The organism is Micromonospora sp. IBSANI012, assembly GCF_052814045.1.
Genome location: NZ_CP199933.1, coordinates 2,366,106 through 2,389,664, shown reverse-complemented (window position 1 = coordinate 2,389,664; position 23,559 = coordinate 2,366,106). Strand labels below are relative to the sequence as shown.

The 23,559-nt window shown below is 72.8% G+C and carries 16 protein-coding genes; 9 read left to right on the top strand and 7 right to left on the bottom strand.

Features of this window, described 5'->3' with window-relative positions; all coding sequences use genetic code 11:
• The first annotated feature begins 56 nt into the window (after window positions 1–56).
• The gene (locus ACTWM8_RS10915) at window positions 57–1,247 is read left to right on the top strand and encodes a glycosyltransferase (RefSeq protein WP_446213708.1); all 1,191 of its coding nucleotides are present in this window, start codon (window positions 57–59) and stop codon (window positions 1,245–1,247) included.
• Here ACTWM8_RS10915 and ACTWM8_RS10910 read toward each other — a convergent pair.
• From ACTWM8_RS10910 to ACTWM8_RS10895, 4 genes are read right to left on the bottom strand one after another with little or no spacing between them, the layout of a single operon-like run.
• Window positions 1,133–1,837 (bottom strand): acyltransferase, encoded by a 705-nt coding sequence (locus ACTWM8_RS10910; protein WP_446213707.1) that lies wholly within the window; start codon window positions 1,835–1,837, stop codon window positions 1,133–1,135. The genes ACTWM8_RS10915 and ACTWM8_RS10910 overlap by 115 nt on opposite strands.
• Window positions 1,837–2,400, bottom strand: a complete 564-nt coding sequence (locus tag ACTWM8_RS10905) for a DapH/DapD/GlmU-related protein (protein WP_446213706.1) — start codon at window positions 2,398–2,400, stop codon at window positions 1,837–1,839. The genes ACTWM8_RS10910 and ACTWM8_RS10905 overlap by 1 nt, the downstream gene beginning before the upstream one ends.
• Window positions 2,401–2,423: 23 nt before the next feature.
• Complete coding sequence (locus ACTWM8_RS10900; RefSeq protein ID WP_446213705.1) at window positions 2,424–3,830, bottom strand: lipopolysaccharide biosynthesis protein; 1,407 nt, start codon at window positions 3,828–3,830, stop codon at window positions 2,424–2,426.
• On the bottom strand, window positions 3,827–4,774 hold the full coding sequence (locus ACTWM8_RS10895) for an NAD-dependent epimerase/dehydratase family protein (RefSeq protein ID WP_446213704.1): 948 nt from the start codon (window positions 4,772–4,774) through the stop codon (window positions 3,827–3,829). The genes ACTWM8_RS10900 and ACTWM8_RS10895 overlap by 4 nt, the downstream gene beginning before the upstream one ends.
• A gap of 247 nt (window positions 4,775–5,021) precedes the next feature.
• Here ACTWM8_RS10895 and ACTWM8_RS10890 point away from each other — a divergent pair, with 247 nt between their 5' ends.
• Both ACTWM8_RS10890 and ACTWM8_RS10885 read left to right on the top strand, forming a co-directional pair.
• A complete protein-coding gene (locus ACTWM8_RS10890) occupies window positions 5,022–8,138 on the top strand; it encodes a M14 family zinc carboxypeptidase (protein WP_446213703.1) in 3,117 nt (1,038 codons plus the stop codon).
• Between the two features lie 88 nt (window positions 8,139–8,226).
• Entirely contained in the window at window positions 8,227–9,156 is a 930-nt protein-coding gene (locus ACTWM8_RS10885) for an NAD(+)/NADH kinase (protein WP_446213702.1), read from the top strand.
• A 13-nt stretch (window positions 9,157–9,169) separates the two neighbouring features.
• Here ACTWM8_RS10885 and pgm read toward each other — a convergent pair whose 3' ends face one another.
• Window positions 9,170–10,813: a phosphoglucomutase (alpha-D-glucose-1,6-bisphosphate-dependent) gene (pgm, locus tag ACTWM8_RS10880; RefSeq protein ID WP_446213701.1), complete on the bottom strand. Its 1,644-nt coding sequence runs from the start codon at window positions 10,811–10,813 to the stop codon at window positions 9,170–9,172.
• Between the two features lie 69 nt (window positions 10,814–10,882).
• Window positions 10,883–12,115, bottom strand: a complete 1,233-nt coding sequence (glgC, locus tag ACTWM8_RS10875) for a glucose-1-phosphate adenylyltransferase (RefSeq protein ID WP_154938456.1) — start codon at window positions 12,113–12,115, stop codon at window positions 10,883–10,885.
• A 72-nt stretch (window positions 12,116–12,187) separates the two neighbouring features.
• Here glgC and glgA point away from each other — a divergent pair, with 72 nt between their 5' ends.
• The 4 genes from glgA to ACTWM8_RS10855 all read left to right on the top strand — a co-directional run bounded on the left by glgA (window position 12,188) and on the right by ACTWM8_RS10855 (window position 19,829).
• Window positions 12,188–13,396, top strand: a complete 1,209-nt coding sequence (gene glgA / locus ACTWM8_RS10870; protein WP_446213700.1) for a glycogen synthase — start codon at window positions 12,188–12,190, stop codon at window positions 13,394–13,396.
• Window positions 13,397–13,434: 38 nt separating this feature from the next.
• Entirely contained in the window at window positions 13,435–15,528 is a 2,094-nt protein-coding gene (locus ACTWM8_RS10865) for a maltotransferase domain-containing protein (protein WP_446213699.1), read from the top strand.
• Entirely contained in the window at window positions 15,516–17,618 is a 2,103-nt protein-coding gene (gene glgB / locus ACTWM8_RS10860; RefSeq protein ID WP_446213698.1) for a 1,4-alpha-glucan branching protein GlgB, read from the top strand. Before ACTWM8_RS10865 ends, glgB begins: the two co-directional genes overlap by 13 nt.
• Window positions 17,619–18,125: 507 nt before the next feature.
• Window positions 18,126–19,829 carry a hypothetical protein gene (locus ACTWM8_RS10855; RefSeq protein ID WP_446213697.1) on the top strand — a complete coding sequence of 568 codons (1,704 nt, stop codon included), beginning with the start codon at window positions 18,126–18,128 and terminating at the stop codon, window positions 19,827–19,829.
• A gap of 35 nt (window positions 19,830–19,864) precedes the next feature.
• Here ACTWM8_RS10855 and ACTWM8_RS10850 read toward each other — a convergent pair whose 3' ends face one another.
• On the bottom strand, window positions 19,865–20,905 hold the full coding sequence (locus ACTWM8_RS10850; RefSeq protein WP_446213696.1) for an App1 family protein: 1,041 nt from the start codon (window positions 20,903–20,905) through the stop codon (window positions 19,865–19,867).
• 117 nt (window positions 20,906–21,022) lie between these two features.
• On the opposite strand from ACTWM8_RS10850, the gene ACTWM8_RS10845 reads away from it, so the two are divergent.
• Window positions 21,023–22,645 (top strand): hypothetical protein, encoded by a 1,623-nt coding sequence (locus ACTWM8_RS10845; protein ID WP_446213695.1) that lies wholly within the window; start codon window positions 21,023–21,025, stop codon window positions 22,643–22,645.
• Window positions 22,646–22,667: 22 nt separating this feature from the next.
• On the top strand, window positions 22,668–23,462 hold the full coding sequence (yaaA, locus tag ACTWM8_RS10840) for a peroxide stress protein YaaA (protein ID WP_446213694.1): 795 nt from the start codon (window positions 22,668–22,670) through the stop codon (window positions 23,460–23,462).
• The last annotated feature ends 97 nt before the right edge of the window (window positions 23,463–23,559 follow it).

The window sequence follows — 23,559 nt, the reverse complement described above, 5'->3', positions numbered from 1 at the left end:
CGGAACCGCCGCGCCTGCTTGTCCTGAGCGCATTCCGGTTCCCGCACGGTGATGCCATGTCGAACCGGCTGCTCCAGCTGGCCCGGTCCGCCACACCACCGGGAGCGCCCGCCCTGGTGGTCAACGACTGGCCGGACGACGGAAGTCGGCCCGACCCCGCCGCTTCGCTGCCGTCGGCGGTACGCCTGATCACCCTCACCGGGTCCGCTCGCAACCGGCTGACCCGGTGGGCGCGACGACAGGCCCGGCCGGTGCGGGTGCTGCTGGCGCTACGTCGGGCCGGCGTCCACCGACGCGACCTGGCGGCGGTCTACCTTCCGCTGAACCTGTTCAACCTCACCACCTGGGCGGTGCTGCGCGCGTTCCTACGCCGTCCGGTGACCGTGGACGTCCTCGAACGCCACGATGCCGCCCAGTTCGTCCGCGGCCGGCTGACCCCCTATTTCATCCGGCACCGGTGGTCATCGTTCCTCGCCGGACAACTCGCCGACCGGGTCATCACCATCTCCGAGACGCTCGGACACCATTTCGCCGGGCGGGGGCGGCCGGTCCTGGTGGTCCCCCCGCAGGTCGACTGCGCGCAGTACACCTGCGCGGAACCTCCACAGCTGGCCGGTGGCCTGCGGCTGCTGTACGCCGGTTCACCCGGCCCCAAGGATCTGCTCGCCGTGATCCTCGACGGGATCCGCCAGCTCCCCGAGCCGGAACGGCTACGGGTGCATCTGGTGATCGCCGGGGTGTCCCGCGACCAGGCCGCCGCCCTGCCACAGCTGAGCACCGCCGACCTGGAGGCGGTGGCCGACCGGGTGACCTTCCTCGGCCGGGTCCCTCGGGACCGGGTCCTGACCGAGCTACGACAGGCGCACTTCTCCGTGCTGGTCCGCCCGGAGGCCGGATACTCCCGGGCCGGCTTCCCGTCGAAAGTCCCGGAGAGCCTCGCCGCCGGTTGTCCCGTCCTGCTGAACCACACCAGCGACCTGGCCCGGTACATCCACGACGGCCGGGAGGGCATCGTGCTGGCCGGTTCCACCGCCGAGGCCGTCCGGTACGGCCTCCAACGGGCACTTGCCCTCGACGACGCGCAGTGGCGACGGATGAGCCAGGCCGCCCGCGCCCGAGCTTTGGACTTCGACTACCGGTCCTGGGCGTCCGTGGTGAGCAGTTTCGTCGCCGACGGAACTGTCGACGGGTCGGCTGCGCCCGGCAGGTCCGCCAACGCGGCGAGTTCCTCGGCACTCAGCCGTTGATCCGGCGGATAGAGCTCGACCTCGTGGGCGCGGATGGTCTGCACGGGCCATCGCAGTCGGATCACCCGCGCCGGGTTCCCCGCCACGATCGCGTAGGGCGGGACGGACCGGGTCACGACGGCACTGGCGCCGACGACCGCGCCACGGCCGATCGTGACGCCGTGCAGGACGACGGCGCGGGTGCCGATCCAGACATCGTCCTCGATCGTCACGCCGAGGTCGTAACGCTCGTCGCCCGGCTGCTTCTGCACGGCGATCATGGGCAGGCCGACCTGGTCCGTCCGGTGGTTGCCGCCCCGGATGGTGACCTCCGGGCCGAACATGACGTTGTTGCCGATCCGGATCCTCCCCCGGGCCGCGATCAGCGTCGGGCGGTAGCCGAGGTCGACGTTGCTACCCAGCTCGATGGTGGCGAAGGAGTACACCCCGTCGGGATCGAAGACGACGTTGTCCCCCCGGGCGGCGAAACGATCGGCCAGGGCCCAGCCGCGCACCGCACGGCGGGCCCGGGACGCGATGGTCCGCACCGCGTCCACCGTCGAGGCGAGCCGGCGCAGGACCGGGCCGGGCTGGCCTTCACGCACGCGCATCAGAACACCCCCGGCCCGGTGCGCTCGCGCGTCGTCACCCCGTAGTGCTGTCTGATCACGGCCGCCTTCTCCGCCGCCGGCAGATGCCCGCACCGCAGTGACTTCGCGCGCATCGCCTCCAGGTATTCGTCCATGCTGCGGATCACCCGCGCGGGCACGCCCGCGGCCACGCTGTTGGCGGGGATGTCCTTGGCGACGACGGAGCCGGCACCGATGATGCAGCGGTCACCGATGGTCACCCCGGGCAGAATGATCGACCGCACCCCGATGTAGACGTCGTCGCCGACCGTGATCGGGGCCGTCCACTCCAGATCCGGGTCGTCCCGACGCAGGATCAGCGTCCCCCCGTCGTGGGTGACGAACTGGACTCCGGCGGTGATGTAGACGTTGTCGCCGAGCGAGACCAGCCAGGGCTCCGAGCCGAACATCCCGCGGTCGATGCCGTAGAAGCGGACCCGGCCCCGCAGGTCCACCCCGATGGAGCGGGCGAACCCCTCCGGGTCCCGCGCGCAGGCCCGGCGGTCCCGCACCGCCAGGGCGACTCGGCGAAGCGTGTCAAGCACGGTGCCGTACCTCCAGCATCAGTTCACTCTTCGGACGAAACAACGGCCAGCACCCTGCGGTAACCGACCACCGCGGCGGGCAGGACCGTCAGGGCGTAGGACACCGTGGCGGCGAGTGCCACACCGGTCAGCCCGACGGTGCCGGCCAGGACCACCTTCGCGGGGACCGACACCACCAGGAACGCGCTCCAGCCGACCAGTTGCGGGCGGAGCAGACCGAGACTGTTCTGCGCCATGAACAGCGGCGCGGCCACCGCCACCAGGAGCGAGCCGGCGGCCAGCGCGAGGAACAGGTCCGTCGGCAGCCCGGTCACCTCCGCCGAGCCGATCCACCGCCGCAGCACCTCGTCGCCGTACCGGGCCAACAGGGTGCCCGGCACGGCCACGACCAGCATGGACAGGCACACCATGCGTCCGGTGCTGCGCCTGACCCAGCTGACGTCCCCGCAGGCCAGGGCCTCCCCGTTCGCCGGCCAGAGCGGCAGGTTGACCAGGGTGATGAAGAGCCCGAGCAGGGCGAAGAGCCGCAGCACGACCGCGTAGGTGGCTGCCGCCTCCAGCCCGAGGACCCGCCCGACCAGGAAGGCGTCGAGGTTCATCGCCACCGAGCTGAGCACCGAGACGGCGAAGAAGGACGCGCCGAGCCGGAGCAGTCCGCCGGCCCTGGTGGCATCCACGGCGCGCAGCCGGGGTCGCAGTTCGGGGTGGCGCCGGGCGAAATGGTGGACGGTGTTGGCGACGCCGACCAGCGGCACGGCGAGGACCGCCGCCCCAATGACCAGCACCGGGGAAAGTTCCGCGGTGACCGCCGCGTAGACCAGGCCGACCGAGGCCACGGAGCCGGCGGCCTGCCACACGTTGCTCTGCGCGACCTGCTGGTAGGCGTACTGGACCCGCTGGATCAGCGCCAGCGGGACGTTGAGCAGGAAGGCCCCGAAGCACACCAGCACGACCGGCCGGACATCGCGCGCCACCTCGGGGTTCGTGACGTTGAGCAGAGCGGGCCAGTCGACCGGTCGGATCGAGCCCACCAGCAGCACGAAGAGGGCCGCGGCCAGGGTGCCGAGCAGCGCGTACGCGCTGGCGATCTCGCGGGCCGCGCCGCGCGCGTCGCCGTCGGCGCGCAGCCGCGACAACCGGGTCAGCAGGCCGTTGCCGAGGCCGAAGTCGGCGAAGAGGGCCATGCTGGTCAGCGAGGTGACGGCCATCCAGAGCCCGTACCGCTCGGCGCCCAGGTACCCGAAGGTCAGTGGGGTGATCAGCAGCGGGGCGGCCAGTCCGACCGCCTTGCCCGCCAGTGCCGAGAAGATGCCGGCGACCAGCGCCCGGGTACGCGAGCCGGGTGCCGTCGGCGGTGGGGAGACGACCTGGGTCCCGCCCTGCTGGGGGCCACTGGAGCGGAGCCGCTGCGCCACCGGCTGATCGATCATCCCACCGGCTGCTTCAGCACTGTCTCGTACCAGTGCACGGTCTCGCGGACCCCCTCGGCCCACGGCACCGGCGTCACGTCGGGGAAGAGCGCGCGCAGCACCCCGCTGTCAGCCTGGGAGTCGCGGACGTCGCCCGGCCGGGGCGCCTCGTGCACCACGTCCAGCCGCCGCCCCAGCACCGCTTCCAGCTCGGCGATCAGTTCGAGCAGCGAGATCCGGGCGCCGAAGGCGAGGTTGACCACGTCGGGGGCGCGGACCTGGCGAAGGACCGCGTCCACGATCACCGAGGTGACGCTGCCGACGTAGGTGAAGTCGCGGGTCTGCCGGCCGTCGCCGTGCACCCGCAGCGGCTCGCCGGCCAGGGCGGCGGAGACGAACCTCGGCACCACGGCGGCGTACGCGTGGTTGGCGGCCTGGCGCGGCCCGAAGACGTTGAAGAAGCGGAACGGCAGGACCGCGATGTCGTAGCAGGAGGCGAAGGCGAGCGCGTACGCCTCGGTGGCCAGCTTGGACACCGCGTACGGGCTCACCGGCATGGGGCGCAGCGTCTCCACCCGGGGCAGCACCGGGTTGGCGCCGTACACCGAGGACGAGGAGGCGAGGATGACCTGGGGCACCCGGTGGCGGCGCGCCGTCTCCAGGACGGTGAGCGTGCCGGTGGCGTTGGCGTGGTGGCTGCGCAGCGGGTTGTCGATCGAGCGGGGCACCGAGCCGAGGGCACCGAGGTGCACCACGCTGGCCGCGCCCGCCACCGCGTCGTCGAGCAGCTCGGGGTCGAGGATGCTGCCGCGCGCGAGGCGGACCGGCAGGTCGAGGAGGTTGTCCGGCGACCCGGTGGAGAGGTCGTCGACGGCGACGATGTCGCTGACCTGCGGGACCTCCGCGAGGGCCCGGACCAGGTTGGAACCGATGAATCCGGCCCCTCCGGTCACTACGATCTTCACAAGCTTCCCCGTCCGCGTGGCGGTGCGTCGACCCCGGAAATGGCGTCGCGTCCTCTGGAGCGCTCAACGACCGGCGCCCCGGCAAGACGCGCGAAATGCGACAACGAGGCATGTAACCGGCGTCCCCGTCGCCACACTGGAGCATCGTCCGGACACCCCTGGTGATGACAGCCTCATCGAACCATTGACATAAGTCGTCACACGGCGGAAGGCTCGCGGCACAGGTCCTTCCACCGAAGGGGATGCGATGAGACCAACACGGCTGGCGATCGCCGGCGTGTTCACCCTGGTCGGCGCGTTGACGCTGACCGCACCGGCGAGCGCGCGGCCACCGTCTGACCCGGACGGCCGCGACAGCTTGGAGGTGTACGTCGGCACGCTCGACCCGCAACAGCTGGAGAAGCTGCGCGCGTCCGGTGTCGACCTCGGCCACGACCAGCGTGGCACCGACGCGGGTGGGGGCACCCGGGTGGAGACGGTGCTCAGCAAGCGGGAGGCGGCCCGCCTCGCCGACCAGGGCGTACGGCTGGACGTCAAGAAGGTCCGGGGCAGGGCGGCGTCGCTGGCGCTGCGCGAGCAGGCGGCGGCGGGCTGGGAGGCGTTCCGGTCGTACAGCGAGCCGGGCGGCATCCGCGACGAGCTCACCGCGACCGCGGCGCGCTTTCCGAAGCTGGCGAAGCTGGAGACCATCGGCCGGACCGTCCAGGGCAAGCCGATCCTGGCGGTGAAGGTCACGAAGAACGCGCGGACCGTGCCGGACGGGCGACGCCCGGCGGTGATCTACGGCAGCGCCCAGCACGCCCGCGAGTGGATCACCCCGGAGATGACCCGCCGCCTGCTGCACCACGTGCTGGACAACTACGGCACCGACCCGGAGATCACCCGGTTGGTGGACCGCACCGAGCTGTGGTTCCTGCCGGTGGCCAACCCGGACGGCTACGACCACACCTTCACCCCGGGCAACCGGTTGTGGCGCAAGAACCTGCGCGACAACGACGGCAACGGCCAGGTCACCACCGCCGACGGCGTCGACCTCAACCGCAACTTCAGCTACAAGTGGGGGTACGACGACGAGGGCTCCTCGCCGGAGCCGAACAGCGACACCTACCGCGGCCCGGCCCCCAACTCGGAGCCGGAGACGAAGGCGCTCGACGCGCTCTTCAAGCGGGTGGGCTTCGAGTTCTTCGTCAACTACCACTCGGCGGCCCAGCTGCTGCTCTACGGCGTCGGCTGGCAGGTCAGCACGCCGACCCCGGACGACGTCATCTACCAGGCGATGGCCGGCGACGACGCGCACTCGGCGGTGCCCGGCTACGACCCGGACATCTCCGCCGAGCTGTACACCACCAACGGCGACACCGACTCGCACGCCCAGGTCCGCTACGGCACCCTCGGCTTCACCCCGGAGATGTCCACCTGCCAGACGGCGGCCGCCTCCGACCCGGACGACCAGTGGCGGCCGGAGGACTGCATCAGCGGGTTCATCTTCCCGGACGACGAGAAGCTGATCTCCGCCGAGGTGGCGAAGAACCTGCCGTTCGCGCTGTCGGTGGCGAAGTCGGCGGCCGACCCGGACGACCCGGTGTCGGTGGTCGGCCGTAGCACCCCCGACTTCGTGGTCGACTCCTTCGACACCTCCTACGGGCGTACCCAGCAGGTCGCGTCGATCACCCGGCGGGCGCTGCAGGACGTCCGGATGCACTACGTGGTCAACGGCGGCCGTCCGAAGACGGTCAAGGTCCGCGAGTGGCGCGGCGGCGAGCGGTACGGCGACACGAACGACGACTACTACGCCGAGCTGCGCGGCACGGTCACCGGCACGAAGCCGGGTGACCGGGTCGAGGTGTGGTTCACCGGGGTCAAGCCGCGCCAGGGTCCGGTGGCCAGCGAGCACTTCACCTACCGGGTGCACAGCGACATCGGCGGGGACGTGCTGGTGCTCGCCGTGGAGGACGTGACCGGGCTCAGCCCGGCGCAGACCGGCGGCCCGACCGCGAAGTACGCCGACGAGGTGGCCGCGTCGCTGGCCACGGCGGGCCGCAGCAGCGACGTGTACGACTTCGACGCGATGGGCCGTAAGGCCCCGCACCCGCTGGGCGTGCTCTCGCACTACCGGGCGGTGGTCTGGGAGACCGGCGACGACATCATCCTGCGCTCGCCCGGCCAGGTCGGCGGCACCGCCGCCCGCGCGGCGCTCGATACCGAGCTGGCCGTCCGCGACTACCTCAACGAGGGCGGCAAGCTCCTGGTCAGCGGCAAGTACGCGCTCTTCGCCCAGGCCGCCAACGGCTCGTACGTCTACCAGCCGGACCCGGCGGTGGCGGAGTGCGCCGACCCGGACGACGCCACCTGCCTGCCGCTGTTGAACGACTTCCAGCAGTACTACCTGGGGGCCTACAACTACGTCAGCGACGGCGGCAGCGACCCGGACGGCACGCCGTATCCGCTGCGCGGCGCGGACGGGGCCTTCGCCGGCTTCCAGGGGCAGCTCAACGCGCCCGGCTCGGCGGGGAACCAGGACCACACGGCCTCGTTCCTCACCACGTCGAGCTTCCTGGCCCCGGATCAGTTCCCGCAGTTCGCCAGCTCGGCGGCGGTGGACTGGGCCCGGCCGGGCAGCGCGCCGTTCGACCCCCGCACCGGCGACTGGTACCTGTACAGCGGGCGGTCCGACGAGTCGTACAAGCGGCTCACCCGGACCGTCGACCTCACCTCGGCGAGCAGCGGGCAACTGCGCTTCTTCGCCTCGTACGACATCGAGCAGAACTGGGACTTCCTGATCGTCGAGGCGCACGAGGTGGGCAGCGACGACTGGACGACGCTGCCCGACGCCAACGGCCGCACCGGCACCGAGACCGGCGACAGCTGCGAGTCGGGCTGGGCGGAGACCCTGCACCCGTTCCTCACCCACTACCAGGGCGCCGACTGCTCTCCCACGGGCAGCACCGGTAGCTGGAACGCGGCCACGGGCAGCTCCGGCGGCTGGCGGGAGTTCGCCGTCGACCTGTCGGCGTACGCCGGCAAGCAGGTCGAGATCTCCATCTCGTACGTCTCCGACTGGGGCACCCAGGGCCTCGGTGTGTTCCTGGACGACGCGCGGGTGATCACCAACGGCACGGTCGTCTCGGAGACCTCCTTCGAGACGCCGGACCTGGGCGGGTGGACGGTGGCCGGGCCGCCGCCGGGCTCGGCGCCGGGCGGCAACGACTGGGCCCGCAGCCAGCAGGCGTTCACCGAGGGCGCGGCGGTGGTCACCGACGACACCGTCTACCTCGGCTTCGGCCTGGAGGGGCTGGCCCCGGCGGTCCGGGACGACCTGGTCGCCCGGTCGCTGGCCCACCTGAGCGGCCGGCCGCGCCGCTAGCGGACGCGGGTGCGGCGGCGGGCTTTCACCGCCGCCGCACCTGTCCGTACGGCTGCCGGACCGTCCGCCCGTGTGATGAGCTGTACCGGTGGCGGGGTACGTGTTCGGTCTGGTGCTGCATCCCACCCGGGACGTCTCCGAGGTCGTGGAGATCGTCGAACGGTGGGCGACCCGGCACGGCAAGAGCCTCGCCGTCCGCGCCGAGGACCGGCACCGGGTGCCACCGTCGGTGGAGCTGGTGCCGGCGGCAGAGCTGGCCCACCGGTCGGACGCGTTGATCAGCATCGGCGGGGACGGCACCATGCTCGGTGCGCTGCGCTCGGCCGTGCGCGACCCGAAGCCGGTGCTCGGGGTGCACCTGGGCAAGCTCGGCTTCCTCGTCGAGGTCGAGCCGCCGGATCTGCCCCGGGCGCTGGACCGGCTCGTCGCCCACGACTTCACCGTCGAGTCACGCGCCTGCCTGGCCTGCGACGTGTGCGGGGACGACGTGGTGGCGTTCAACGACATCGCCCTCGTCCGCCATCCGGGGTCCGGCTTCGTCACCGCCACCCTCGCCGTCGACGGGCAGCGGTACGGCTACTACCGCTGCGACGCGCTGGTGGTGAGCACGCCGACCGGCTCGACGGCCTACAGCTACGCGGCCGGCGGGCCGCTGATCTCCCCGGCGACCCAGGCCGTGGTGGTGACGCCGTCGGCGCCGATGGCCGGCATCTCCCGGTCGGTGGTGCTCTCCTCCGACGAGACCATCCGGTTGGATTTGCTGCCCGACTCGGCGCCGGTGGCCGTGGAGATGGACGGCGTGATCATCCGGGACGCCTCGACCGAGGGTGCGGTGCACGTGCGGTACCACCAGAACGCCGGCCTGGTGGTCCGCCTCGACCCCCGCCGCTACGCCGAACGCAACCAGCTCAAGCTCAGCCTGCTGGACCTGCCACTGCTGCCCGAGCAGCTGCGCGAGCTGCTGCCGGACGGGATGCGAAAGCAGTTGAACCGCCGCGAGCTGCCCCCGCCACGCTGACCGCGCCCCCGGCTCAGGCCTTGGCGAGCACCCCGTCGACCAGCGCCTTCGCCTCCTCCTGGATACGGGCCAGGTGCTCCGGCCCCCGGAACGACTCGGCGTAGATCTTGTAGACGTCCTCGGTGCCCGACGGGCGGGCGGCGAACCAGCCCGACTCGGTGGTCACCTTCAGCCCGCCGATCGCCGCGCCGTTGCCCGGCGCGGTGGTGAGCGTCGCGGTGATCGGCTCGCCGGCCAGCTCGGTGGCGCCCACCTGCTCCGGGGACAGCTTGCCGAGCACGGCCTTCTGCTCCCGGGTGGCCGGGGCGTCGATCCGGGCGTACGCGGGGGCGCCGAAGCGCTCGGCCAGCTCGGCGTAGTGCTGGCTGGGGGTCCGCCCGGTGGTGGCGATGATCTCCGAGGCGAGCAGGCAGAGCAGGATGCCGTCCTTGTCGGTGGTCCAGGTGCTCCCGTCGCGGCGCAGGAAGGACGCGCCGGCGCTCTCCTCGCCGCCGAAGCCGACCGCGCCGTCGAGCAGCCCGGGCACGAACCACTTGAAGCCCACCGGCACCTCCAGCAGCGGACGACCCAGGTCCGCCGCGATCCGGTCGATCATGGAGGAGGAGACCAGCGTCTTGCCGACCGCGGCCGCCGGGCCCCACTGCTCCCGGGTACGGAACAGGTGCCCGATCGCCACCGCCAGGTAGTGGTTGGGGTTCATCAGGCCGCCGTCGGGGGTGACGATGCCGTGCCGGTCGGCGTCGGCGTCGTTGCCGGTGGAGACCTGGTAGTCGGCGCGGGCGGCGATCAGCGAGGCCATCGCGTTGGGCGAGGAGCAGTCCATCCGGATCTTGCCGTCGCCGTCCAGGGTCATGAACCGCCAGGTCGGGTCGACCGTCGGGTTGATCACGGTCAGGTCCAGCCGGTGCCGCTCGGCGATCTCCCCCCAGTACGCGACGCTGGCCCCGCCGAGCGGGTCGGCGCCGATGCGCACCCCGGCGTCGCGGATCGCGTCGATGTCGATCGCGGCGGGCAGGTCGTCGACGTAGCCGGCGAGGAAGTCGTACCCGCCGGTGGTGTCGGCGGCGCGGGCCCGGGCGTACGGGATCCGCCGGACCTCCTTGAGGCCGGCGGCCAGGATCGCGTTGGCCCGGTCCTGGATCCACTTGGTGACGTCGCTGTCGGCGGGCCCGCCGTGGGTGGGGTTGTACTTGAACCCGCCGTCGTCGGGCGGGTTGTGCGACGGGGTGATGACGATGCCGTCGGCGAGGCCGCTGGTGCGCCCCCGGTTGTGGGTGAGCACGGCGTGCGAGAGCGCCGGGGTGGGCGTGTAGCCGTCGCGGCTGTCCCGCAGCACGGTGACGCCGTTGGCGGCGAGCACCTCCAGGGCGTCCGCCTCGGCGGGGGCGGAGAGCGCGTGGGTGTCCCGGGCGAGGAAGAGCGGGCCGTCGAGGCCCTGCTTCCGGCGGTAGTCGCAGAGCGCCTGGGTGACCGCGAGGATGTGGTCGGAGTTGAAGGCGTTGCGCAGCGACGACCCGCGGTGCCCGGACGTGCCGAAGGAGACCTGCTGCGCCGGGTCGTCGGGGTCCGGGTGCTCGGCGTAGTAGGCGGTCACCAGCCGCGGCACGTCCACCAGGTCGGCGGGCTCGGCGGGCTGTCCGGCGCGGGGATGGGCCACTGCTGCAACCTCCAAGGGCGGTACTCCGACGCTCACTGCTTCCCGGCGACGGCCGGGATCACACCTGGTTCACGGCTCGACGCGCTGGCCCTTGCCGATCACCACGATGCCGTTGTCGGAGACGGTGTAGCGCTGCCGGTCCTTCTCCAGGTCGACACCGATCTCCGCGCCCTCGGGGACGAAGACGTTCTTGTCCAGGATGGCCCGGCGGACCACGGCGTGCCGGCCGATCTCGACGCCCTCCATCAGCACCGCGCCGTCGACGTGCGCCCAGGAGTGGACCTTGACCTTCGGCGACACGATCGAGTTCTCCACCAGCGAGCCGGAGATCACCGCGCCGGGCGAGACCATCGAGCCGACCGCCCGGCCGACCCGCTCGCCCCACTGGTGGACGAACTTCGCCGGCGGGTACGGCGGCTGGTTGCTGTAGATAGGCCAGTCGAAGTTGTAGAGGTTGAACACCGGGTGCACGTTGATCAGGTCCATGTGGGCGTCGTAGAAGGAGTCCAGCGTCCCCACGTCCCGCCAGTAGCCGCGGTCCCGGTCGGTGCTGCCCGGCACCTCGTTGTCCTTGAAGTCGTAGACGTTGGCCTCGCCCCGCTCCACCAGCATCGGGATGATGCTGCCGCCCATGTCGTGCTTGCTGGTCTTGTCCTCCGCGTCCCGCTCGACCGCCTCGCAGAGGGCGCCGGTGCTGAACACGTAGTTGCCCATCGAGGCGTAGATCTGGTCCGGGGCGTCGGGGAGGCCGACCGCGTCGGTGGGCTTCTCGCGGAACGCGCGGATCCGCCGCCCGTCCTCGCCGACCTCGATCACCCCGAACTGGTCGGCCATCGACAGCGGCTGCCGGATGCCGGCCACGGTCACGCCGGCGCCGGAGGCGATGTGGTCGTCCACCATCTGCCGGGGGTCCATCCGGTAGATGTGGTCGGCCCCGAAGACGATCACGTAGTCGGGCTGCTCGTCGTTGATCAGGTTGAAGCTCTGGTAGATCGCGTCGGCGGACCCGGCGAACCACCACGGGCCGCGGCGCTGCTGTGCCGGCACCGGCGTGACGTAGTTGCCGAGCATCGTCGACATCCGCCAGGTCTGGGTGATGTGCCGGTCCAGCGAGTGGGACTTGTACTGGGTCAGCACGACGATCTTGAGAAAGCCGGCGTTCGCCAGGTTGGACAGGACGAAGTCGACCATGCGGTACATCCCGCCGAACGGGACGGCCGGCTTGGCCCGGTCCGTGGTGAGCGGCATGAGGCGCTTGCCCTCTCCGCCGGCCAGGACGATCGCGAGCACCTTGGCAGCCATGTACCGACGCTATCCATCCCGCTGCGACTTCACCACTCGTACGGGCACAGTTCTGCACTAGGGTGCGGGGGCATGACGGAATCGGCACGGCTGCGCGTGGATCTGCTGACCCGGGAGTACCCGCCCGAGGTGTACGGCGGGGCCGGGGTGCACGTCGAGTACCTGGCGCGTGAGTTGCGCCGACTCGCCGACGTACGGGTGCACTGCTTCGGCGCGCCGCGCACCGAGCCGGGCGTCACCGCGTACGCCGAACCGGCCGGCCTGGCCGGCGCGAACGCCGCGCTGCGCACCATGGGCGTCGACCTGGAGATGGCCGCGGGCTGCGCCGGCACCGACGTGGTGCACAGCCACACCTGGTACGCCAACCTGGCCGGGCACACCGCGAAGCTGCTGCACGGCGTGCCGCACGTGGTGACCGCGCACAGCCTGGAGCCGCTGCGGCCGTGGAAGGCCGAACAGCTCGGCGGCGGGTACGCGCTCTCGTCCTGGTGCGAGCGCACGGCGGTCGAGGCGGCCGACGCGATCATCGCGGTCAGCGCGGGGATGCGCCGCGACGTCCTCACCGCGTACCCGGAGGTGAACCCGGACCGGGTCCGCGTGGTCTACAACGGCATCGACACCGCCCAGTACGCCCCGGACACCGGCACCGACGTCGTCGACCGGCTCGGCATCGACCCGTCCCGCCCCAGCGTGGTCTACGTCGGCCGGATCACCCGGCAGAAGGGACTGCCCTACCTGCTGCGCGCGGCGCGGGAGCTGCCCGCCGACACCCAGCTGGTGCTGCTCGCCGGCGCCCCCGACACCCCGGAGATCGCCGCCGAGGTCGAGGGCCTGGTCGGCAAGCTGCGGGCCAACCGCTCCGGGGTGGTCTGGGTGGCCGAGATGCTGCCCAAGCACGAGGTGATCCAGGTGCTCACGCACGCGACGATCTTCGTCTGCCCGTCCGTCTACGAGCCGATGGGCATCGTGAACCTGGAGGCGATGGCCTGCGAGACGGCCGTGGTGGCGACCGCCACCGGCGGCATCCCCGAGGTGGTCGCCGACGGCGAGACCGGGCTGCTGGTGCCGATCGAACAGGCCGGCGACGGCTCCGGCCGGCCGCTGGAGCCGGAGCGGTTCGTGGCCGACCTGGCCGCCCGGATCAACGAGGTGCTGGCCGACCCGGCACGCGCCGCCGAACTCGGCCGGGCCGGGCGGCGGCGGGCGGTGGAGCACTTCTCCTGGGACGCCGTCGCGGCCCGCACCATGGAGGTGTACCGGTCGGTGGGCGCGGCAGGCTGACCCGAGCGCGAAGCGATCTCGCGCAGTAGGTTGGCGGGGTGAGCGGACGGTTCCCGATCGAAGACGTCTCCCCCGTCGTCGCCTGCGGTCGCTATCCGGCCAAGGCGGTGGTCGGCGAGGTGGTGCCCGTGTCGGCCCGCGCCTACCGGGAGGGGCACGACGCGCTCGGCTGCAACGTGGTCTGGCTCGGCCCGGACGGCGCGGCGCGACCCTTCACCCGGATGCGCCCCGGCGAGCCGGGCCAGGACACCTGGCACGCCACCATCCGGCCCGACGCGGTCGGCGACTGGGTCTTCACCGTCGAGGCGTTCCAGGACCCCTACCTCACCTGGCAGAACGCCGTGACCAAGAAGATCGCCGCCGGGCAGGGGCCGGCGGAGCTGGCCAACGACCTCGCCGAGGGCGTGCGCGTACTGACGACGGCGGCAGAGCTGGTGCCGGCCGCCGAGGTCGTGCGGGTGAAGAGCGCCGTGGCCGCGCTGCGCGACACCGCGCTGGACCTGCCCCGCCGGGTCGCCCCGGCGCTGGAGCTGGCCGACCTGCTCTGGGAGCACCCGGTGCGCGAGCTGGTCACCACCGGCGAGGAGTACCGGCTCTGGGTGGACCGCCCCCGGGCGCTCTTCTCCGCCTGGTACGAGTTCTTCCCCCGCTCCGAGGGCGCGATCCCGGCCACCGTCGACTCCCCGGCCCGCTCGGGCACCTTCGTCACCGCGATGGAGCGGCTGCCGGGCGTCGCGGCGATGGGCTTCGACGTGCTCTACCTGCCGCCGATCCACCCGATCGGCCGGGTCAACCGCAAGGGCCCCAACAACTCGCTCACCGCCGGGCCCGACGACGTGGGCTCGCCGTGGGCGATCGGCGCCGCCGAGGGCGGCCACGACGCCATCCACCCCGACCTGGGTACGCCGGAGGACTTCCGCGACTTCGTCGCGGCCGCCGCCGAGCAGGGCCTGGAGGTGGCGATGGACCTGGCGTTGCAGTGCGCGCCGGACCACCCCTGGGTGGCCGAGCACCCGGAGTGGTTCACCACCCGGGCCGACGGCAGCATCGCGTACGCGGAGAACCCGCCGAAGAAGTACCAGGACATCTACCCGCTGAACTTCGACAACGATCCGGAGGGGATCCGGGCCGAGGTGTTGCGGGTGGTGCTGCACTGGGTCGGCGAGGGGATCCGCATCTTCCGGGTGGACAACCCGCACACCAAGCCGTTCGACTTCTGGCACTGGTTGATCGCCGAGGTCAAGAAGGTCGACCCGGACGTGCTCTTCCTCGCCGAGGCGTTCACCCGACCGGCCATCATGCACGGATTGGGCAAGATCGGGTTCACCCAGTCGTACACGTACTTCACCTGGCGCACGTCGGCGGCGGAGATGCGGGCGTACTGCGAGGAACTGGTCGCGGCAGCCGACTACATGCGACCGAACTTCTGGCCCAACACCCCGGACATCCTGCACTCCTCGTTGCAGCACGGCGGCCCGCCGATGTTCAAGATCCGGGCGGTGCTGGCCGCGCTGCTCTCCCCCTCCTGGGGCGTGTACGCCGGGTTCGAGCTCTTCGAGCACGTCGCCCGCCCCGGCGCCGAGGAGTACCTGGACAACGAGAAGTACGAGCTGCGCCCCCGGGACTGGGCCGGCGCGCAGGCGCAGGGCCGCTCGCTCGCGCCGTTCATCGCCACCCTCAACCGGGTACGCCGGGACAACCCCGCCCTGCACCAGCTCCGCAACCTGCGCTTCCACGACATCGACAACCCGGCGCTGCTCTGCTGGTCCAAACACGACCCGGACAGCGGCAACACCGTCATCGTGGTCTGCTCGTTCGACTCCCGCGGCGTGCAGTGGGGCAACACCACCCTCGACATGCCCGCCCTCGGCCTCGACTGGCACGAGCGGTTCACCGTCCACGACGAACTGACCGGCGCCAGCTACGAGTGGGGGCAGCGCAACGCCGTCCGCCTCGACCCGTATCTTCAGCCCGCCCACGTGTTGACGGTGCGCCGCCCGGCCGCCGCTGCCGCGGCGGAGCCCACCGGGCACGCCCCGGCCGACCTCACCGTCGCCGACGTGCCGACCGACCTTTCGGGCGGCACCGCCCCGACCGCTCCCGCCCCGGAGGACGCGCGATGGACCAGCTGATCGCCGGCGAGACCCACGACCCGCACGCCCTGCTCGGCGCGCACCCCGCCGACGGGTGGACCACGATCCGCGCGATGCGCCGGGGCGCCGGCGACGTGATGCTGCTGGTCGGTGAGGAGCGGCACCCGATGAAGCGGGTGCACGACGTCGGCGTCTTCGAGACCCGGGTCGAGGGCACCGTGCTCGACTACCGGATCGAGGCCGACGGGCAGGTCACCGACGACCCGTACCGCTACCCGCCGACCATCGGCGAGCTGGACCTGCACCTGATCGGCGAGGGGCGCCACGAGCGGCTCTGGGAGACGCTCGGCGCGCGGGTCTTCGACGAGGGCGTGGCGTTCTCGGTGTGGGCGCCCAACGCCCGGGGCGTGCGGGTGGTCGGCGACTTCACCGGCTGGGGGCCGGACGACGGCTGGCCGATGCGCTCGCTCGGTTCCAGCGGCGTGTGGGAGATCTTCGTGCCGCAGGCGCGGATCGGCGCCCGGTACAAGTACCGGATTCTCGGCGCCGACGGGCGGTGGCGGGACAAGGCCGACCCGCTGGCCGCGTACGCGGAGGTGCCGCCGGCCACGGCCTCGGTGGTGCACCACTCGACGTACGAGTGGTCGGACGCCGCCTGGCTGGAGCGGCGGGCCCGGCGGCAGCCGCACCAGGAGCCGATGAGCGTGTACGAGGTGCACCTCGGCTCCTGGCGGCCCGGCCTCGGCTACCGGGAACTGGCCGAGCAGCTGACCGCGTACGTCACCGAGATGGGCTTCACCCACGTGGAGTTCCTGCCGGTGATGGAGCACCCGTTCGGCGGGTCCTGGGGCTACCAGGTCACCGGCTACTTCGCGCCGACCTCCCGCTTCGGCGACCCGGACGACTTCCGCCACCTGGTCGACCGGCTGCACGGCGCCGGCATCGGCGTGATCCTGGACTGGGTGCCGGCGCACTTCCCCAAGGACGAGTGGGCGCTGGCGCGCTTCGACGGCACCCCGCTGTACGAGCACGCCGACCCGCGGCGCGGCGAGCACCCCGACTGGGGCACGTACGTCTTCGACTTCGGCCGCCGCGAGGTGCGCAACTTCCTCGTCGCCAACGCGCTCTACTGGTGCGAGGAGTTCCACGTCGACGGCCTGCGGGTGGACGCCGTCGCCTCGATGCTCTACCTGGACTACTCCCGCCAGGAGGGGCAGTGGGCCCCGAACGTGCACGGCGGCCGGGAGAACCTGGAGGCGATCGCGTTCCTCCAGGAGGTCAACGCCACCGTCTACAAGCACCACGCCGGGGTGGTGATGATCGCCGAGGAGTCCACCGCCTGGCCCGGGGTCACCCGGCCGACCGCCGACGGCGGGCTCGGCTTCGGGTTCAAGTGGAACATGGGCTGGATGCACGACACCCTGCTCTACACCTCCAAGGACCCGATCTACCGGCAGCACCACCACCATCAGCTCACCTTCTCCCTGGCCTACGCCTGGAGCGAGAACTACGTGCTGCCGATCAGCCACGACGAGGTGGTGCACGGCAAGGGGTCGCTCGCCGGCAAGATGCCCGGCGACACCTGGCAGCGGCTGGCCAACGTGCGGGCGCTGCTGGCGTACATGTGGGCGCATCCGGGCAAGCAACTGCTCTTCATGGGCTGCGAGCTGGCCGACGACCGGGAGTGGAGCGAGGAGCGCGGCCTCGACTGGTACCTGACCCACGACCCCGCCCGGGCCGGCGTGCAACGCCTCGTCGGGGACCTCAACACGGTCTACCGGGCGACGCCGGCACTCTGGGCGCAGGACACCGACCCTGCCGGCTTCCGGTGGATCGCCGGCGACGACGTCGCCCACAACACCGTCTCGTTCGTCCGGATCGCCCCCGACGGCGCGACCCTGGTCTGCGTGGCGAACTTCTCCGCGCTGCCGCTGGAGGACTACCGGATCGGGCTACCGGCCGGCGGCACCTGGACCGAGGTGATCAACACCGACGCCCACCACTACGGCGGCTCCGGGGTCGGCAACCTCGGCGAGGTACACGCGCAGGACGTGCCGTGGCACGGGATGGCGGCGTCGGTGACGCTGCGGGTGCCACCGCTGGGCGTGCTCTGGCTCCGCCGCGACTGAGCGGGTTGTTCCCGGGTCGGCTGACCGTTTCCCGCCCGCGTCCCGAGAATCGGCGCGGGTCGTGGGACTCGTCGCCGGACAGTCGGCCGGCTCGCGGGTCGCTCGGCCGGGTCGTGGGCCGGTCGGTCGGGTCGTGGGCCGGTCGGTCGGGTCGCAGGCCGATTGGCCGGGCCGCTTGGCCGGGCCGCGGGCCGACTAGTCAGCTCGCGGGCCGGCTGGTCAGGTCGCGGCCGGGGAGACATGTTCCTGGTGAGCGATATACCTGTGAGTCATAAATATGCCTCAGAGTCATATCGCTCACCGGAACATCGACCAGCCATGCACTACTGGCAGTAGCCGGCAACACCCCAACTCTCACCCTCCGTCGAACTTTGCGTCGTCGTCGTGCCGCGACGTGAACCGTCTCCGCGGTCGCCGCCGTATCCCGCATCGGATGCCGGACACCCGTGACGACGAGGCGGAGGAGCTTCGATGGCGTGGAGCAGGGGCACGACGAGCAGACGAAGGATGACGGGTTCGTCCCGTCAGCGGAAGATCGCCGGCGGGGTCGCGCTCGCAGTGACGGCCGGCGCGGCGTTCGCGGTCGCGACCGGGACCGGTCAGGCGGCGGAGAACTGCCAGGGCCTGGACACGGCCCTGCGCAACAACCTGACCTTCATCGCCGGACAACGGCAGAATCCGGACGCCAACTCGCCGGCCCGGATCGCCAACCGGCAGGCCGTGGTCGACCTGATCCAGCAACGCCGCGCCGCCGCCGGCTGTGACGGCGACGTGGACGTCGCCGGGGCCGCCTGCCCAATGGTCCCGTGGGAGGTGGCCATGGCCACCCGCCTGAACCAGGCGTGGGCGATCACCGAGCAGCTGACCGGGAAGCGGACCGGCCAGCTCGCGGACCCGCGGGTGACCGGGGCCCGAGTGCAGCGGCTCGACGGGATCTTCGGCGGCATCCGCGACATCGTGCAGGGTGCGCAGCAGGCCCAAACCGGGAAGACCGCTCCCGGCGGGGGTGCGGCTCCCGGCGCGGGCGCAGCTCCCGGCGCGGGCGCAGCTCCCGACGGTGGCGCAGCTCCCGGCGCGGGCGCAGCTCCCGACGGTGGCGCAGCTCCCGGCGCGGGCGCAGCTCCCGACGGTGGCGCAGCTCCCGGCGCGGGCGCAGCTCCCGACGGTGGCGCAGCTCCCGGCGCGGGCGCAGCTCCCGACGGTGGCGCAGCTCCCGGCGCGGGCGCAGCTCCCGGCGGAGGCGCAGGTCCCGGCGGAGGCGCGGCGCGGGCGGCCGAGATCATCGATGCCCTGGGTGGGCTGCTCGGGCAGATCGCCGACATCGTCGAGGCCGCCAGGGCTCGCCAGCAGGCCGGAGCCGGAGAGCAGGGGTCCGGTGGGCAGCAGGCCGGCGAGCAACAGGGCACAGGGCAGCAGGCGGCCGGCGGACAGCAGGCCGCAGGTGAGCAGGAGGCCGGCGGGCAGCAGGCCGCAGGGCAGCAGGAGGCCGGCGGGCAGGAGGCGGGCGCCGAGCAGGCCGCCGGCCAGCAGGCTGGGAACGTTGGCGGCCAAAAGGCCGGCAACGTCGGCGGCCAGAAGGCCGGAAGCGCAGGCCAGAAGGCCGGGAACGCCGGCGGCCAGAAGGCGGCGAATGCCGGCGGGCAGGTCGCCAACCGGATCCAGCAGATCCGCGTCCGTATCCAGCAACTGCGGGCGATCCTGCAGCAGGTGCGGGCGGCCCGGCAGGCGGCGCGCGACCAGGCCGCAGCCGAGGACCAGGCGCAGAACGAGGCCGGTGCACAGAACCAGAACGAGGCAGGGAACCAGAACGAGGCAGGGAACCAGAACGAGGCAGGGAACCAGAACGAGGCCGACAACCAGGCCGACGCACAGAACCAGGCCGGGGCCGAGAACCAGGCTGGTGCCCACGAGCAGAGCGGCGCAGAAGACCAGGCTGGAGCACAGGACCAAGCTGGAGCACAGGACCAAGCCGGAGCCCAGGACCAGGCCGGAGCCGAGGACCAGGCCGGAGCGCAGGACCAGGCCGGAGCGCAGGACCAGGGTGCGGTCGATGCCTACATGGTGGCCGATCCGAGTGCGCCGGGCTGCGCCGACGCAGCCGGGGAAGAATCTGGCGGGTCCGCCGCCGACGGCGGGATGGCCGACACCGGCACGGGCGCGGGTGCCGACGGCCGCAGGGCCGGCACGGTCAGCGGGTCACGCACGGACTAGGACGGCACGGTGGGCGCGGCCTGGTCGGGCGTACGTCAGACCAGGCCCGCGTCCCGCAGCAGCTTCCAGAGCCCGGCGCCGTCCGGCGCGGAGAGCCACTTCTGCCCCACCGGGCCGGACGAGGACTGGCCGGCCGGGGCGGGCAGGCTACCGGCCAGCACCGACTGGGTCGGCGAGAGGCGGCGGATCGCCACCCCGGCGACGTTGTCCGGGTGGGCGGCGGCGAACTCGCGGTAGATCTCCTGGTCGTGCTGCCCGTCGTCGCCGATCAGCAGCCAACGCACCTCGGGGAACTCCCGGGCCAGTCGGGCCAGGGTGGCGCGCTTGTGCTCGCGGCCGCTGCGGAACCACCGGTCGGCGGTCGGGCCCCAGTCGGTCAGCAGCAGCGGGCCGGCCGGATAGAGGTGCCGGGAGAGGAACCGGGTCAGCGTCGGCGCGACGTTCCACGCCCCGGTGGAGAGGTAGAAGACCGGCGCGCCCGGGTGGGCGGTGGCCAGCCGCTCGTAGAGCACCGCCATGCCGGGCACCGCGGCCCGGGCGTGCTCGTCCAGCACGAAGGTGTTCCAGGCGGCGAGCAGTGGTCGGGGCAGCGCGGTCACCATGACCGTGTCGTCGATGTCGGAGAGGATGCCGAACCGGACCTCCGGGTCGAGGATCCGCACCAACGCCTCGGCCGGCTCGGCGTCGGCCACGCTGAGGCGGACCGAGGACCAGCCGGGGGTGAAGTCGCCCTCGACGATGGTGTCGACGAAGCCGCTGCGGTCGGCGTGCGCCTCGTGGGTGACCCCACCCGCCTCGATGGTCACCTTGACGTGCTTGGCCGGCAGGGTGGTGAAGCTGCGCCAGCCGCGAACCTTGTCCAGCCGGCCCCGCTGCCGGGTGTCCGGGCGGCCGAGCAGCACCCGGCAGAGCACCCGCGCCCAGCCCGGCGCGCCGTAGCCGGCGTACGCGATGATGTTGGCCTGCCAGCCGGTGCGGCGCAGGCGACGCTCCACCAGCTGGTGCACGGCGTCCTCGATCCGCGCGGCTCGATGCAGGTTCGGTACGGCCAGCTGGCCTGCGGGAGTGGGTGGCACGCTGCAACCCTGCCACACCTGGGCGCAAGCGGCCACGCGAGAGATGCCGCCTCCCGGGATCCGCCCCGGGCGTCCGGTACGGCGTGAAACACTCCGGTCGGGACGACGACGGGGGCGTTGGTCGTGTCGACATCAGGATCGCAGGACCACGCGGAGCGGCCGCGGCTCGACCGGCCGGCGCTCGTCGCGCTGCTGCTCGGGGCGGTCGGGGTGGGTTACCGGCTGGTGCTGACCCTGCTGACCGTGCCGCCGTCGAACAGCGACGAGGCCACCTTCGGGCTCGCCGCCCTGCACATCGCCGCCGGCCGGGAGCGCCCGGTGTTCCTCTACGGGCAGCACTACATGGGCATGGCGGAGGCGTACCTGGCGGCGCCGCTGGTGGCGCTGGCCGGGCCGAGCTGGCCGGTGCTGCGGCTGCCACTGCTGGCCCTGTACGCGCTCTTCCTCTGGTTGTCGTACCGGCTGACCCGTCGGCTCTACTCGCCCTGGTTCGCCACCTTCGTGGTGGGTCTGCTGGCGCTCGGCACGGAACGGGTGGTCCGCGACCAGTTGACCGTGGTGGGCGGCCGCCCCGAGGTGAAACCGGCGGTGCTGGCGATGCTGCTGATCGCGGTGGCGCTGGCCCAGGACCGGGTGCGGCACCGGTGGGCCGCGATCGGCCTGGCCGGGCTGCTGGCCGGGCTGGCGCTCTGGTCGGACTGGCTGATCGTGCCGTACCTGGCGGTGGCCGGGCTGCTGCTGCTCTACGCCGCCCGCCGGGACCTGCTCGGCTGGCCGGCGCTGCTGCTGCTGGCCGGCTTCGTCGTCGGCCTGGCGCCGATGATCTGGGACAACCTGGTCGCGCCGCCCGGGCTGGACTCGCTGTCGGTGCTCCGTGAGATCAACTCCACCGGCGGCCCGACGCCGCCGTGGTCGCTCCGGCTGCGCGGCGGCCTGCTGGAGGGGGTGCCGCTGGCCACCGGGCTCTGCGCGGTCACCGGATGCAACCGGTGGCAGGAGTGGTTCGGCCTGCTCTACCCGGTGCTGCTGGCCGTCGCCGGGCTGGTCGCGCTGGTCGCGTACCGCCGGACCGCCGGCCTGCCCACGGCCCGGCGGGTCCGGCCGGTCGCGCAGCTCGCCCTGGCCGCCGGCGCGGCGCTGACCCTGTTCGCGTACGTCCGCAGCCCGCTCGCCGTGAGCGACCCGCTGGGCAACGCCCGCTACCTGTCGGTGCTCCAGCTCTCGCTGCCGGCGGTGCTCTGGCCGCTCTGGGCGGCGGCGGTGGCCTGCTGGCGGGGCACGGTCGGCGCGGCGGGCCGGCTGGCCGGGGCGAGCGCGACCGCGGTGCTGGCCGGGCTGACCGCCGGCGCCGTGGTGGCCACCGGCCTGTTCCTCGCCGCGCTGGACGCGCCCCGGACCGAGGAGCGGCGGGCGCGGGAGCTGGCCGAGGCGGTGCGCCGTACCGGGCTGGCCGCGGTGTACGGCGACTACTGGACCTGCAACCGGCTGACCTTCACCACCGACGAGCGGGTGGTCTGCGCGGTGCTCGACGGCGCGCTCACCCCTGGGCAGAACCGCTACCAGCCGTACTGGGACCAGGTGGGCCGGGCGGAGCGGCCCGGGTACGTGCTGGCGGTCGACTCCGCGGCGGACCGCCGGCTGCGCCGCCTGCTCGGCGAGCGGGCCGACGCCGCCACCCTGGCCGAGGTGGCCGGCTATCGCGTGTACCACCCGCCGACCGCCGTGCGGCCATGGCGCTGAGCCCGGCCCGTACGCTGGCGGCGTGCTCATCCTGCTGCCGCCCTCCGAGGGGAAGGCCGACGCCGGCACGGGCCGGCGGCTCGACCTGACCCGGCTCTCCCTGCCCGAGCTGACCCCCGCCCGCCAGGAGGTGCTGGCCGCGCTGATCGGGCTCAGCGGCGGCGACGAGGCGGGCGCGCTGGCCGCGCTCGGGCTCAGCGTCGGGCAGCGGGGCGAGCTGGCCCGCAACGCACGGCTGGACCGGGCGACGACCGCACCGGCGGGGCAGGTCTACACCGGGGTGCTCTACGAGGCGCTCGACCTGGCGTCGCTGCCGGCCCCGGCGCAGCGGGCGGCGCGCCGGACGGTGCTGATCAGCTCCGGCCTCTGGGGCGCCGTGCGCCTCACCGACCGGATCCCGCCGTACCGCTGCCCGATCGGGGCGAAGCTGCCGGGGGTGGGGGCGCTGTCGGCGTACTGGCGTCGGGCGTTGGCCCCGGCGATGGCGGCGGCGGCCGGCGACGGGCCGGTGCTGGACCTGCGCTCCGGCGCGTACGCCGCGACCTGGGCGCCGCGCGGCGAGCAGGCCGGCCGCACGGTGACCGTACGGGTGCTGCACGAGCGGGACACGCCAACCGGGCCGACCCGCAGCGTGGTCAGCCACTTCAACAAGGCCACCAAGGGTCGCCTGGTCCGCGACCTGCTGGTGGCCGGGGCCCGGCCGCGCACCGCCGCCGGGCTGGTCACCGCGCTGCGTGACCTCAAGTACACGGTCGAGGAGCAGCCGACGCCGGCCGGGCGCCCCCGGCAGCTCGACGTGGTGGTCACCGAGCTCTGACGAGCCGCAAGATTTCCTCAAGGCTGGGCCGGATCGGTGGAACCCGGCCGGCGCGCGGGTGACGGTATGGGGACCCCGACGCCGACAAGGAGCGGTC